This is a genomic window from Brevundimonas sp., assembly GCF_030656255.1.
GTDB lineage: Bacteria > Pseudomonadota > Alphaproteobacteria > Caulobacterales > Caulobacteraceae > Brevundimonas.
On sequence record NZ_JAUSOE010000128.1, the window covers coordinates 1 to 13,385 of the forward strand.

Below are 13,385 nucleotides of genomic sequence, written 5' to 3' on the forward strand. Positions count from 1 at the left end.
GGCGGCGGATCCTCCGATCCTCGGGTCAAGCCCGAGGATGACGGGGGTCAGAGATGATTCCCGTTCCCGGTTTCGAGGGCAAACGGGTCGCGGTCTTCGGCCTGGGACGGTCGGGGATCACGGCCGCGCGCGCGCTGAAGGCCGGGGGTGCGACGCCCATCCTGTGGGACGACGGGGTCTCGGGTCGGCTTCAGGCCCAGGCCGAGGGATTCGTGGTCGAGGATCTGACGACCGCCGACTGGTCCGGCTTCGCCGCCCTGGTCCTGTCGCCCGGCGCCCCCCTGACCCATCCGAAACCGCACTGGACCGTGGACAAGGCCGGCGAGGCCGGCGTGCCCGTGATCGGCGACGTCGAACTGTTCGCCCGCGCCCTCGCCGCCCTGCCGCAGGGCCGGCGCCCGAAGGTGGTGGCGATCACCGGCACCAACGGCAAGTCCACGACGACCGCCCTGATCGGCTGGGTGCTGCAACAGGCGGGTCTGACCGTCCATGTCGGCGGCAATATCGGCATCGGGGTGCTGGCCCTGCCGGAACCGACGCCGGACGCCGTCTATGTGATCGAGGTCTCCAGCTACCAGCTGGACCTGACCACGAGCTTCGCGCCGGACGTGGCGATCCTGACCAATATCTCGCCCGACCATCTGGACCGGCATGGCGGGATGGAGGGGTATGTCGCCGCCAAGCGGCGGATCTTCCAGGCCCAGGGACCGGATGATGTGGCCCTGGTCGGGGTGGACGAAGGCTGGGGGCAGGGGATTGTTCCCGACTTGGCCTCGCGTGTCCTGACCATTTCTTCCGCTCATCCCGGCGAAAGCCGGGACCCAGTGCTTTCGTCAGGACACGATGCGGGGGATCAGCGGTCTGCGGCATCTCGACCTTTGGAGCGCCCAAAGGACTGGATCCCGGCTTTCGCCGGGATGAGCGGAATAGAGGTGCGATCAACGTCGATAGAGTCGGAAGGCGTGATCCTGGCCGACCTCTCCGCCGCCCGCTCGCTCCCCGGTCGCCACAACGCCCAGAACGCCGCCTTCGCCTATGCCGCCGCGCGGGCGCTGGGCGTGTCGCATGACGCCGCCGTCAAAGGCCTGCTGACCTTCCCCGGCCTGGCGCACCGGATGGAGGCCGTCGGCCATATCGGGCCGGTGCGCTTCATCAACGACTCCAAGGCCACCAACGCCGACGCCGCGCGTCAGGCCCTATCCAGCTATCCGGCCGTCTTCTGGATCGCGGGCGGCAAGCCCAAGGACGGGGGGATCGACGATCTGGCCGACCTGTTCCCGCGCGTGACCAAGGCCTATCTGATCGGCGAGGCCGCCGAGGCCTTCGCTACGACCTTGGGCGATACGCCCCACGTCATCTCAAAGACCATGGACGCCGCCGTCGCCGCCGCCGCTGCCGACGCCGCATCCGCGGGCGGCGACCAGATCGTGCTGCTGTCGCCCGCTTGCGCCAGTTTCGACCAGTATCCCGATTTCGAGGTGCGCGGCGAGGCGTTCCGCGCCGCCGTGCTGAACCTCGGGGCCAGTCCGGAGACAGCCCGATGAGCGCCTCCTACACGCCCCCCTTCTCACGCAACGACCAGAGCCATGTGGCACAGTGGTTCTGGACCGTGGATCGCGGCCTGCTGGGCGCGGCCCTGGCGCTGATGGGCCTGGGGGTGGCGCTGAGTTTCGCCTCCAGCCCCGCCGCCATCCTGGCCGATGAATCGATCACCGATCCCTTCCACTATTCCTGGCGGATGATGGTCTTCTCGGGCGCAGGCCTGGGCCTGATGCTGACCAGTTCGCTGCTGTCGCCGCGCGGGGTGCGGCGGATCGCCGCCCTGGCCCTGTTCGGCGCCATTGTGGTCATGATGGCCCTGCCGTTCATCGGCGATACGGTGAAGGGCGCCGCCCGGTGGGTGAATTTCGGCCCCTTCAGCCTGCAGCCGTCCGAGTTCGCCAAGCCCGGCCTGATCGTCTTCGCCGCCTGGATGTTCGCCGAGGCGCAGAAGGGGCAGGGGGTGCCCGGCGTCACCATCGCCTTCGGCTTCTACGCCCTGACCGTCTGCCTGCTGCTGATCCAGCCGGACATCGGCCAGACCCTGCTGATCACCACCACCTTCATGGCCGTCTTCTTCATGGCCGGGGTGCCGTTCAAATGGATGGCGGTCCTGGCCAGCGCGGGGATGGCGGGGCTGGTGTCGCTGTATTTCGTGTTCGGCCACATGCGCGACCGCCTGAGCCGCTTCTTCTCGCCCGAGACGACCGACACCCATCAGATCGACGCGGCCTCGGAAGCCATTCGCGCCGGCGGCCTGGTTGGACGCGGCATTGGCGAAGGGGTGATGAAACGCCATGTGCCCGACCTGCACACCGACTTCATCTATTCCGTCGGCGCCGAGGAGTTCGGTCTGGTCCTCAGCCTGACCATGATCGGCTTGTACGCCTTCATCGTGGTGCGCGGCATGCGTCGGGCGATGAAACTGACCGACCCGTTCGAACAGACGGCGGCGGCGGGCCTGTTCATGCTGATCGGGCTCCAGGCCTGTATCAATGTGGCGGTGAACCTGAACCTGATCCCGACCAAGGGCATGACCCTGCCCTTCATCAGCTATGGCGGCTCGTCCATGCTGGCCATGGGGCTGACCATGGGCTTCGCCCTGGCCCTGACCCGTCGTCGACCGGGCGCCTATGAACCGGGGGCCAGCCTGGCGCGGCCGGGGCGGCGGCTGCTTTAGACCCGGTCGCCGTATCCGGATTGACGAAAGGGCGAGGGCCAGGTTGCGTCCATGCCCGCGCACGGCCATTGTCGGTCGCGAATCCTGTCGCTGATGCGGCGTGAGAGAAGCGTTCGAGAGTCATGGCCGAACCCGGCGATCCGACAGGCCCAAAGGCCGCGCACGACGACCACGATCACGACGCCCATGTCGGCTTCGTCTCGCCCGCGTCGCTGGCGGGTCGTCCCCGATCGCCCGAACCGGCGGCTCCGCCTGTCGTGTCAAAGCCGCTGGAGCGTGAGCCGGACCTGTTCGACCCGCCGGAGCCTGCGCCGGCGCCGCCGGTGTTCGCGGCGGAAGCGCGCCCGGCGCCAAGGCCTGAACCGGGCCCCTTCGACCGCACCGAGCCCTTCGCCGCGCCGCTGGAAACGCGGTTTTCGGCCGAGCGCGAGCGAGCGGCCAAGGACGCGCAAGCCGCCATCCAACGCGAACCCCTGGGCGGCGTCGCCCCGCCGACCGCCCCGATGAGCCTGTACGCCGTCTATGTGCTGATCCTGCTGGCGGTGCCGACGCTGGGCGTGGCGGCCGTTCTGGCCCTGCTGGCGGTGACAGGCCGCGACGGGCCGCAGGAGCCTATGGCCGCCAGCCACTTCGTCTATCAGCAACGCACCCTGTGGAGCGCGGCCGTGGCCGTGGTTCTGGGCGCCCTGCTGGTCATCGTCAATATCGGCGTCTTCGTCCTGTTCCTGCTGGCCCTGTGGGTGCTGGCGCGCGGCGTCTTCGGCGTCATGCGACTGAAGGCCGGGCGACCGATCGACAATCCCCGCACCTGGCTGTTCTGAAAGGACGACCATGACGACCGAACCCAATTTCACCGCCGGCCAGGAGCCGGAAGGCAAGGTCGCCGCCCTGATCGCCTGGGCCCTGTTCATCCTGTCGATCCCCAGCGCCAATGTGCTGGTGCTTGTGGGGCTGGTCGTCTCCTATGTGGCGCGCGGCACGGCCGTGGGCGTGGCGCGCCAGCATATCGAGGCCCAGATCGCCCTGTTCTGGTCGGTCTTCTGGTGGACCATCGCCGCCTGGGTCGGCATCGCCGTCAGCGCCTTGGCCTCGATCATCCTGATCGGGATTCCCTTCCTGCTGCTGTTCGCCCTGATCTGGTTCCTGCTCAGCGTCTGGTTCACGGTGAAGAGCGTGCTGGGTCTGATCAATCTGCTGCAAGACAAGCCGATCTGACGCAGCCCGCCGATGGAACGTCCCGCCCCTCAAGCTGTTGAAGCCGAAAGGGAGTTGCACATGGGACCGTTCAAGGACGCGACGCTGGAAAACCGCTTCGAGCAGGAGTTCGACAGCGAAAACGGACATGGCCGGGTCTGGGCCGACTACGCCGTGCGCGGCGGGGCGCGGATGATCCTTCATGTCGAGGCCGAGCAGGGGCTGCGCGGCACGGGCGCGGCCGGCCGTTTCATGCAGTCGATGGCGGAATATGCGCGGGAGAAGGGGCTGAAACTGTTCCCGCGCTGCAGCTACGCCGTGGCCTGGCACAAGCGGCACCCCGACTACGACGACGTGCTGGCTTAGATTACGCTGCGATATGGCGACGTCGCGCGGCGTCCGTATTAGAACGAACCCATGCTTCTGATAGGACAGGCTTGGGTCTATCGCGTCGGCAACGCTCTCGTGCGGGTGGAGAACGCCTTTGCTTGGATCGGCTGGGCGCAGGAGCGCTTGCTGGTCAACGACGACGCGACACGCACCGCAGGTGCTTGGTACGGTCTTTCGCGAGATTTCAAAGAGGATTGGCTGACGCCCACAGGCGAAGGCGAACTGTCTGTCCGCCTGCGTTCCCGCGTGAATGGAATCGGCTGCGAAGCGCGGCTGAACGGCGTCTTGCTTACTGCGGAAGCCTTCCTGGCGGCTCGGTGGCGTGGCTCGCGTAACAGCTGGGCGCCGGCGGAGGCGTGGTCCCCCGCCGGAAAAAACTCATGGATAGCCGATGCGCCTCACCCCCCCGAATAGCCGCCGATGATGGGCAGGATCTCGCCGGTGATGAAGCTCGACATCTGGGGCGAGGCCAGGAAGACGTAGGCGGGGGCGATTTCCTCGGGCTGGGCCGGGCGTTTCATCACCGTCTCGGCGCCGAACTGGGCCGTGTCCTCGGCGTCCTTGTCGGCCGGGTTCAGCGGGGTCCAGACCGGGCCTGGGGCGACCACGTTCACGCGGATGCCGCGCGGCGCCAGATGCGTGCCCAGAGACCGGGCGTAGGCGTGAATGCCGCCCTTGGTCATGGAGTAGTCCAGCAGGGCCTTGCTGCCCATCAGGCCCGTGACCGAGCCGGTCATGACGATGGCGCCGCCGGATTTCATATGCGGCACGGCCGCCTTGGTCATGTTGAAATAGCCGTAGAGATTGGTCTTCAGCGTCCGGTCGAAATGCTCGTAGGTCAGGTCCTCGAAGGCGCCGACATGCTCCTGGAAGGCGGCGTTGGGCACCAGGACGTCCAGACGACCGAAGGCGTCCAGCGTGGCCTTGACCGCCGCCTCGGCGAAGGCGGGATCGGCGACGTCGCCCTTCAGCACCACGGCGCGACGGCCCTCGGCCTCGACGGCGGCCTTGGTCGTTTCGGCGTCGTTGTCCTCGTCCAGATGGCAGATGACGACGTCGCAGCCCTCGCGAGCGAACAGGACGGCCACCGAACGGCCGATGCCGGAATCGGCGCCGGTGATCAGGGCGGCGAAGCCTTCAAGCTTGCCCGAGCCCTTCCAGAAGGGGGCGTCGTACATCGGGGCGGGGTCGAGGGCGGCCTCGTCGCCGGGCTTGGTCTGGTGCTGTTTGGGGAAGGGCGGCGCGGGATAGGGGCGGGCGCCGGCCTGGACTGCGCCGGAAGACTTGTCGTCGCCGGACTGCTGGTCCTTGGCGTCAATGTCGCGCTGGATGGCGCGTTCCTGGTCGGCGGTATCGTTGGCGCGGGCGTCGAAGCGGTCGTCCATGACGGGTCTCCTGAAGACTGTGGGGGTCTTCAGAAGAGCGATCCAGGCGGCGAGCCGTTCCCCGTTTTTAGCCGACCCGGCCGACGATGGTGCGGATGGTCTCGGCTCGAGTCGGCAGATCGGCGGCGAGGCGAGCGGCGATCTCGCGAACGCCCACGGGATAGGCGTCGCCGCCCGAGGCTATGTCCTTGGCCTTTTCTGCAGCCTGGGTCAGGAGTTTCTCGAACTGCTCGACCTCTTCCAGCGCCAGGGCGTGGGCTTCGAGCTGGAGGCGTTTGACCCGTTCGCCCGTGGTCTCGGGCGCGCGCATCAGGTCATAGACGGCGGCCTCGGCGCCGACGAGCCGCAGGTCGGGTTTGGAATCGGCGCCGGTCTTCTTGGTCATGGAATCGTTCCCCAGCAGAGCTGAGGATCGAAAATGGAGGCTATGTCGGGTTGCGTCGAGCTTGACTGTAGCGGTTATGGCGACGCTGTGGCCGCCATGCATCGGTTTTCAATGGCCGAAAGCCCAAGCCGTACAGATCGGGCCCTACATTTCGGGGGCGCGAGCCGGGACCATGGCCGGGGCTGCGACCGGGGCCAGGACGCCGCCGGCGACCGCACGCAGCGGCGAGCGGGGCGTGTGCAGGACGGCCGGATTGACGCTGACGCCGTCCTGGGCCGGGGTGACCAGGAAACCCTTAGCGGCCAGCTTGTCGCCAGAGCGGACGCGCGAGGTCCAGACGGTGATCGGCGCGGCCAGCAGCAGGGGCAGGACGATCGGGGCGAACCAGGTGGCCAGGTCGGGGCGGACGCACAGCGGGATCAGGAAGCCGACGCCGGCGACCATCTGCCAGCGCATGGCGCGGAAGGCGTCGGACCAGGCCAGGCCGTCGGCCTCGCGCTGCTGGGTCGACCAGCCGGTGTCGTGGCCGGACAGGATCTGGATGAAGGCCTTTGTGTTGGCGACCATCAGGATGGGGGCCAGGATGGCCGACAGGGCGATCTCGGCGGCCATGCCCTTGGCGATGGCGCGACGCCCGCCGAAGGCGCGCAGCTCGGCGGGGCGGCTGAGCACCAGCGCGGCGCCCATGAATTTGGGCCCGATCAGCAGCACGCCCGACAGGAAGGAGGCCAGCATGAAGGGGGTGAACTGGGGGTTCAGGATGTAGAAGAAGCTGGTCCAGTCGACCGGATAGAACATCTGGATGAACAGGCCGACCATCAGTGACGCCAGCCACAGGGGCGAGGACAGATAGGCCATGCAGCCCATGGCCAGCTGCAGGCGGCTCATCGGCGACAGGCCCTTGGCGCCGATCAGGCCCAGGTGCTGCAGATTGCCCTGGAACCAGCGGTGGTCGCGACGGATGAAGTCGGTGATCGACGGCGGGGTCTCTTCCCACGATCCGTCCAGGGCGGCGGTGACGTGAACGGCCCAGCCGGCGCGGCGCATCAGGGCGGCCTCGACTACGTCGTGGCTCATGATGTGGCCGCCGAACGGCTTCTTGCCCGGCAGGTGGGGCAGGCCACAGCAGGCGGCGAAGGCGCGCGTGCGGATGATGGCGTTGTGCCCCCAGTAGCTCGACTCCGAGCCGGTCCAGTAGGCCAGGCCCGCAGCGGCGACGCGGCCGTACAGGCGCACCGAATACTGGGACACGCGGGCGAAGATGGTGCGCGCCTTGATGATGACCGGGGCGGTCTGGAGCATACCGATGCCGGGATTGCGCTCCATGGCGTCGACCATGCGCAGCAGGGTCTCGCCGGCCATGGTGCTGTCGGCGTCCAGGACGATCATGGTCTCATAGGCGCCGCCGAAACGACGGACCCATTCGGCCAGATTGCCGGCCTTGCGCTCGGCATTGTCCGTGCGGCGGCGGTAGAAGGTCTTGCAGCCGGCGGTCAGGCGGAAGGCCTGGAAGACCGAACGCTCGGAGGCGGCGGCCTCTTCCTTGGTCGAGTCGCTCAGCACGAAGATGTCGAAGGCCGAGGCGGCGCCCAAACGGGTCAGCGAGGCGTCGATCATCGCCAGACGGGCGAAGGAGGCGCGGGCGTCCTCGTTGTACAGCGGCATCAGCAGGGCGGTGCGGGTGCGCGGCAGGGCCGGGTGGGGGGCGAAGGCCAGGTCGGCCTGATCCTTGCCGCGCAGCATGACGAACAGACCCATCAGGCCGCTGACGAACCAGCAGGAGATGGCGGTGATCAGCAGCATGAAGATGCCGAAGGCCAGGATCTCGGTCCCGTCCCAGCCCTTGCGGGCATAGAGGTAGAAGGGGGTGATGGCGGACAGGCCGGTCAGGGCCACGGTGCCGGCCAGCAGCATCAGGCGGCGCAGGGCGACCGTGTGCGGGGAGGTGGCCGGGATCGCCTCGGCGACAGCGTCTGGCGCAGCCAGCGACTGAACCGGCATGGCCAGCGGCGCCTCGTCGGGCAGCCAGGACCAGGCCGGCCCTTGCGGAGCCGGGTTCATCGTCTCGAATTCAGCCTGTTCGACAGGCCGGATCGCCAGCTTGTTCATGCCGCTCTGGACGCCCCCGTGTTGACCGACCGCGCTTCCGAAGGCAGGAAGAGGGCGGCGCGCTGCATTGCAGCACGATCCCTATAGTCGATCACATTCACGCGATTTTCAATCACGCAATGTTGATATGGGCAAAAAATATCGGGGATCTTTACCCTGACGTCGTCGCAGGGCCGGCCGCGAGGGCCGAGGACGGCGATTCCGCCGCGTCCTGCAACAGTTTACGGTCCAGAACCCAGGCCGCAATCCCCACCCAGCAGACCAGCACAATGGCGTAGGCGCGCTCCCACCAGCCGACATTGGCGTCATTGACCGTGCCGGGGAAGACCAGGTGTTTTGTTACAATGGTCAGGATCGCCATGATGACGAACGTCACTGCGAGGAAGAGCTTCAGCCGAGGCAGATCCCGTCGCGACGCCAGTCCCCACAGCAGCAGAACCGGCGCCAGCTGGATGCCCAGGGCCAGGTTGATGATCATGTGGCGTGGATCGGGCCAGGGATAGAGGGTCGAGGCCGACATGCCGGCGCCGGCCAGGACGAAGACCACGGCGATCACGGCCCCGGCGACCCGCTTCTCCGTCAGGGCGTAAACAGCCAGGCCGAAGCCGATCCCCGCCAGGGCCGCCATCACCCCGGCGACGAAGACGCCGCCGTTGAAGATGATCGGCGCCTGGGCCGTCGCCCCACCCAGTTCGCTCAGATACTGGGTCGCGTTGTCGAAGCCGGGATAGGCGGCGATGGCGGCGGCCACCACCGTCAGGGCCAGCAATGGTGCGGCCACGCCGACGGCCAGCAGGCGGCGTCGCCGGTGATAGCGCGCGGTCGGGCGCCGCAGGGCCTCCAGGTCCAGGGGCCAGGGTCGGCCGTCCAGCGGTTTCAATCCCCAAAGGGGTCGGATGGCGGGAATGCGTTTGACGACCTCATAGACGGCGAAACTGCCCAGGAAGGTGATCAGCAGCAGGGACAGAGCCTCCAGCCCCACCGGCAGTCGCGCGGGACGAATGATCCAGACCGCGGCGACCAGGATCGTCTGGTGCGCCAGATAGAGGGGGAAGGTGGCCTCGGTCAGATAGGTCAGCACCGGCCCGCCGCGCGACCGCAGATGCCGGCTGCCGAAGCCCAGGATGGCGACGATCACCGCCCACTGGTCCAGGCCATAGACCATGGCCTTGGGCACGCCCCAGAAGGCCCGCCCGCCCGGATGCCAGACCTGGGCCATCATGATCGGCAGAGCGACGGCGGCCAGGCCCAGGGCGACCCAACGATACCGCTCCATATCGCGCCAGATCGTCTCGCGGCCAACGATGCTGAAGCCGAACACGAAGGCCCCCAGCGACAGGGCGTGATTGTACCAGTCCCAGTGCAGGATGTTCGTCACCCCGAACCAGGGAAACAGCAGGATGCGGATGGCGATCAGATAGAGGATCGGCAGGATCAGCACGCGCGGCCCCGCCAAGGCCTTTTCCAGGGTCGCGCCGATCCGGTCGATCAGCCCCGGCACACGCCACAGCAGCACGGTGACGACGCTGTAGGCGGCGATATAGACGATGAACCAAAGGTGATTGACCGGCACGCCGTTGGCCAAACCGCTGAAGCTGAACTCATGCACCATCCAGGCGGCGAAACCGGCCAGGCCGCCCGGCCAGCCGGCCTTGTCCATCGCCTCGATCCACGACTGGATCGGCACCAGGATCACCGCGCCGAACAGCAGGGGCGGGACCAGTCGTTCGAATCGGGCGCGAGCCACCTCGCGCGGACTACGCCGGAAGGTCATGAACCGAAGCGCCGCCCCGGACACCAGGAACAGCAGGGTCAGCCGCCAGGGATTGGTGATCAATATGGCTTCGCGCATCCACGCGAAGGTGTGGACGCTGTGCACGTGCCAGTCATAGACCCCGTAAACCAGGCCGACATGATACAGGATCAGCAGGCCGAACGCCCCGACCCGGATCCAGTCCAGATCATATCTGCGCGCGGACGAGGGGGCGGAAGGGGTCACGGCCGCGTCTATGATCCGACCGAGGCGCTCAGGCAATATGGCTGATCGTCTCGGGGGGCGGTTCGTCAGGCTGCGGCCAGCGGCCGCACTCGGATGTCTTGCTCGTGGGCGCGGGCCTTGGCGAGGTCATGCTTGGCCTGCATGCGAACCAAGGTGTCGGCGCTTATGCCGAAGAGCTTTTCAAAGCGGATGGCCATTTCGGCTGATACGCCCGACCGGCCGTTCAGCAGATTGCTGGCGGCCTGGCGCGTTACGCCGAGCGCGTCGGCCAAGGCCGTGACGCTCAGATTCCGGGGCGTCACAAGCTCGTCCCGAAGCCATGCGCCAGGGTGAACGGCGAATGCGCGATGAAGTTGGATGGCCATCAGTGATAATCCTCCAAGTCCATGTCCTCGATCGCGAGGGCTTCGTTGATGCGAAAGGTGAGGCGCCAGTTTTTGCTGAGGGTCAGGGACCAGGTTCCCGCGCGATCCCCCGTCAATCTATGTGCGCCAAAGTTCGGCGGCGCCAGCAACTCATCCTCCGCCGTGATCGCATCGATATAGGCCAAGATATTGGTGATCCGACCCACCAGCGCGGCAGGCAGGCCTTTGGCTTTTCCCGTCTCCGCGAACTGCCGCAATGCCTTGTGTCGGATGCTCTCGATCTCCACACCGATGAATGTCGCGCCGGTTTTGTCTAGTGTCAAGTTACGGTTGACGAAAGCGAAGCTTAGGCCGTTGCCGTATTCAACCCCAGCGCCTTAAGCGTTGCGGCGACCGAGGCGTCCTGCTCGGCCTGGTAAAGCGTCATTTCGTCCAGCACCGACCGGCCCAGGGCCTGTTCGAAATCGGCCTTGGCCGGGTCCACGGCATAGGCGGTCCCGCGCGCCTCGGCGCCCAGGTTGGACTGGAAGATGCCCGCCGCGCTGACGGGCAGGAAATCCTCATAGGTGATGGGTTCGGCGACCACATGGCCCAGGGTGATCAGGGCTTCCAGATCGGCGGTCTCGGCGCGGGCGGCCAGGCCCTGCGGCGTGGCGCGATAGCGGAACCAGGCCAGACCGGTCCGGCGCAGGGCGGTCCAGTCGTCGGGGAGGGCCGCGAAATCCTTGCTCGCCAGGGCCGCGTCATACAGGGCGCGACCGGCGGGGGTCAGGGCGCAGCCCCGCTGCTCGATCTCGCCGAACCGGGCGGTGTGGACCCCCTGAACAGCGCCGTCCGCGCCGGGGAAGGCGATGGCCTCCTGCAGGGCCTTGAAACTGGTCTGGCGCAGCAGGATGGGGCAGGCGCGGGCAGGCGGCCCCTCGATCGTCTCCTTGGGCGTAATGCCCCGTTCGGGCATGGCGGCCTGGGCCGCGTCAATGTCCAGGGTGCGGGGCGTCAGATGGTTGATATGCGGACCCTTGAAGCTGACCACGTCCGCAATCAGCCGGTGGGCGGCGACCAGGCGTTCATAGGTGGCGGCGCTGACCGTCGCCTCGGCGTGCCAGCGGAAGGTCTCCAGCAGTTCGGCCACAAAACGGTCGGCCTGATCCTCGTCCAGGCCGCCGGCGGTCTCGGCCGTTTCGATCAGAGCCCGTGCGCCGGGCGTAAAGATGTCGCGCCGGGCCAGGGCGGCGGCCGCCTCCTGACGCAGGGCGTTGTCCTCGATCAGCTCCAGCCGCAGCAGGGAGCAGAAAACCCGGAAGGGATTGCGCGCCAGGGCCGCGGGATCGACCGGGCGGAAGGCGGTCGAATGGACCGGCACCCCCGCCGGGGCCAGATTGTAATAGCTGACGGGCGCCATGCCCATGACCGCAAAGGCGCGGGCGATGGTGGCCAGTTCGTCCGCCGTGCCGACGCGAATGGCGCCGTGACGTTCTTCCGACAGGCGCGCCAGTTCGCCCGCCGCGGCAAGACGCTCCGCTCCGGCTGGATCGGCCTTCAGCGCCTGGGCGTTGACCTCGGCCACCAGGGTCAGAAGCTCGCCGTACTGCGGCACCTCGGCCCGGTACATGGCGGACAGGGCGGCCGAGAAACGGCTGCGGATCTCATCGGGGTGGACGAAGGCGGACATGAGCGGCTCCCTGGATCTTTTCGCCGTTCCCTACGCCTGTCGGCAGCCGACGCCTAGTCGGCGGCCGCAGGACATTTCGCCTGATACGGGGTGATCAGGCCTCGACGCCGACCCCGATGGGGCAGACCACGCCGGTGCCGCCGATGCCGCAGTAGCCGGCCGGGTTCTTGGCCAGATAGCCCTGGTGGTAGGCCTCGGCGTAGAAATACTCGCCTGCCGGTTCGATCTCGGTGGTGATCGTCCCGCGTCCCGCCGCCGTCAGGGCCGCCTGATAGGCGTCGCGCGACGCCTCGGCTTCGGCCTGCTGATCGGCGTTCAGAGTGTAGATGGCCGAGCGGTAGGTGGTGCCCACGTCATTGCCCTGGCGCATACCCTGGGTCGGGTCGTGGTTCTCCCAGAAGGCCTTCAGCAGTTCGGCGTAGGTGACGACCTTGGGATCGAACACCACCTTGACCACCTCGGTATGGCCGGTGCGGCCGGTGCAGGTCTCTTCATAGGTCGGATTGGGCGTGATCCCGCCGGAATAGCCCGCCGAGGTGACCCAGACGCCCGGCAACGACCAGAAGATCCGCTCGACGCCCCAGAAACAGCCCATGCCGAAGACGGCCGTCTGGAAGCCCTCGGGATAGGGCCCCTTCAGCGGATGGCCGCTGACAAAATGGTTTTCGTCGGTCGCCAGGGGCTCGGCGCGGCCGGGCAGGGCGGTCTCGGCGGTGGGCAGTTCGGCGCTTTTCTTGAACAGCATCTGAGGGGCCTTCGTAAGGAAAATGACTTCTGCCCCTATATGGGGATGTCAGAGGCGCTTGCCGAGGGGGCCGTGGTGTTCTATCAGGCCCGCCTCCCGCCGGATCGACCTCCGGCGGCGCGCACGAGCTGGCGTGAAACGGACAGGTGGCGGAGTGGTCGATCGCGCACGCTTGGAAAGCGTGTGTAGGTGAAAGCCTACCGAGGGTTCGAATCCCTCTCTGTCCGCCACGCACTTCCTGGATAACCGCCGGGTCCCTGTAACCCGGGAAATACCCCCGACATTACCGCGACTTCGCCGAACCCGGAGACGAACAGCCCGTCTCTGATCGCGGGATCTTGCCTGCAACACCCCCTTTTTGCCGCCTCAGTCTCCGTTCGCCCGGCGACGGGTCGTTTTCGCCTGCCTGGGCCCGTCCCTGA

Annotated in this window: 14 protein-coding genes and 1 tRNA gene; 7 read left to right on the top strand and 8 right to left on the bottom strand. The window is 67.4% G+C overall.

Annotation, left to right across the window (positions count from 1 at the left end; translation table 11 throughout):
- The first annotated feature begins 53 nt into the window (after nt 1-53).
- From murD to Q7J26_RS13120, 6 genes are all read left to right on the top strand, one after another.
- Nucleotides 54-1,544 (top strand): UDP-N-acetylmuramoyl-L-alanine--D-glutamate ligase, encoded by a 1,491-nt coding sequence (murD, locus tag Q7J26_RS13095; protein ID WP_304936849.1) that lies wholly within the window; start codon nt 54-56, stop codon nt 1,542-1,544.
- Nucleotides 1,541-2,719: an FtsW/RodA/SpoVE family cell cycle protein gene (locus Q7J26_RS13100; RefSeq protein ID WP_304936850.1), complete on the top strand. Its 1,179-nt coding sequence runs from the start codon at nt 1,541-1,543 to the stop codon at nt 2,717-2,719. Before murD ends, Q7J26_RS13100 begins: the two co-directional genes overlap by 4 nt.
- Before the next feature lie 122 nt (nt 2,720-2,841).
- Nucleotides 2,842-3,540 carry a hypothetical protein gene (locus Q7J26_RS13105; protein WP_304936851.1) on the top strand — a complete coding sequence of 233 codons (699 nt, stop codon included), beginning with the start codon at nt 2,842-2,844 and terminating at the stop codon, nt 3,538-3,540.
- A gap of 10 nt (nt 3,541-3,550) precedes the next feature.
- Complete coding sequence (locus Q7J26_RS13110; RefSeq protein WP_304936852.1) at nt 3,551-3,934, top strand: hypothetical protein; 384 nt, start codon at nt 3,551-3,553, stop codon at nt 3,932-3,934.
- Between the two features lie 60 nt (nt 3,935-3,994).
- Nucleotides 3,995-4,279, top strand: a complete 285-nt coding sequence (locus Q7J26_RS13115) for a GNAT family N-acetyltransferase (RefSeq protein WP_008260942.1) — start codon at nt 3,995-3,997, stop codon at nt 4,277-4,279.
- 51 nt (nt 4,280-4,330) lie between these two features.
- Nucleotides 4,331-4,717, top strand: coding sequence for a hypothetical protein (locus Q7J26_RS13120; protein ID WP_304936853.1), 387 nt, complete (start codon nt 4,331-4,333; stop codon nt 4,715-4,717).
- On the opposite strand, the gene Q7J26_RS13125 is transcribed toward Q7J26_RS13120, so the two are convergent.
- The 8 genes from Q7J26_RS13125 to msrA all read right to left on the bottom strand — a co-directional run bounded on the left by Q7J26_RS13125 (nt 4,702) and on the right by msrA (nt 12,963).
- On the bottom strand, nt 4,702-5,688 hold the full coding sequence (locus Q7J26_RS13125) for an SDR family oxidoreductase (RefSeq protein ID WP_304936854.1): 987 nt from the start codon (nt 5,686-5,688) through the stop codon (nt 4,702-4,704). The genes Q7J26_RS13120 and Q7J26_RS13125 overlap by 16 nt on opposite strands.
- Nucleotides 5,689-5,755: 67 nt before the next feature.
- The gene (locus Q7J26_RS13130; RefSeq protein ID WP_304936855.1) at nt 5,756-6,073 is read right to left on the bottom strand and encodes a hypothetical protein; all 318 of its coding nucleotides are present in this window, start codon (nt 6,071-6,073) and stop codon (nt 5,756-5,758) included.
- Between the two features lie 144 nt (nt 6,074-6,217).
- A complete protein-coding gene (gene mdoH / locus Q7J26_RS13135) occupies nt 6,218-8,182 on the bottom strand; it encodes a glucans biosynthesis glucosyltransferase MdoH (protein ID WP_304936856.1) in 1,965 nt (654 codons plus the stop codon).
- Between the two features lie 151 nt (nt 8,183-8,333).
- Nucleotides 8,334-10,181: an acyltransferase family protein gene (locus Q7J26_RS13140; RefSeq protein ID WP_304936857.1), complete on the bottom strand. Its 1,848-nt coding sequence runs from the start codon at nt 10,179-10,181 to the stop codon at nt 8,334-8,336.
- Nucleotides 10,182-10,246: 65 nt separating this feature from the next.
- Complete coding sequence (locus Q7J26_RS13145) at nt 10,247-10,546, bottom strand: HigA family addiction module antitoxin (protein ID WP_304936858.1); 300 nt, start codon at nt 10,544-10,546, stop codon at nt 10,247-10,249.
- Nucleotides 10,546-10,869: a type II toxin-antitoxin system RelE/ParE family toxin gene (locus tag Q7J26_RS13150; RefSeq protein WP_304936859.1), complete on the bottom strand. Its 324-nt coding sequence runs from the start codon at nt 10,867-10,869 to the stop codon at nt 10,546-10,548. The genes Q7J26_RS13145 and Q7J26_RS13150 overlap by 1 nt, the downstream gene beginning before the upstream one ends.
- Nucleotides 10,870-10,892: 23 nt before the next feature.
- On the bottom strand, nt 10,893-12,218 hold the full coding sequence (locus Q7J26_RS13155) for a VOC family protein (RefSeq protein WP_304936860.1): 1,326 nt from the start codon (nt 12,216-12,218) through the stop codon (nt 10,893-10,895).
- A 94-nt stretch (nt 12,219-12,312) separates the two neighbouring features.
- Nucleotides 12,313-12,963: a peptide-methionine (S)-S-oxide reductase MsrA gene (gene msrA / locus Q7J26_RS13160; protein WP_304936861.1), complete on the bottom strand. Its 651-nt coding sequence runs from the start codon at nt 12,961-12,963 to the stop codon at nt 12,313-12,315.
- Between the two features lie 140 nt (nt 12,964-13,103).
- On the opposite strand from msrA, the gene Q7J26_RS13165 reads away from it, so the two are divergent.
- Nucleotides 13,104-13,193, top strand: a tRNA-Ser gene (locus Q7J26_RS13165).
- Nucleotides 13,194-13,385 lie beyond the last annotated feature (192 nt).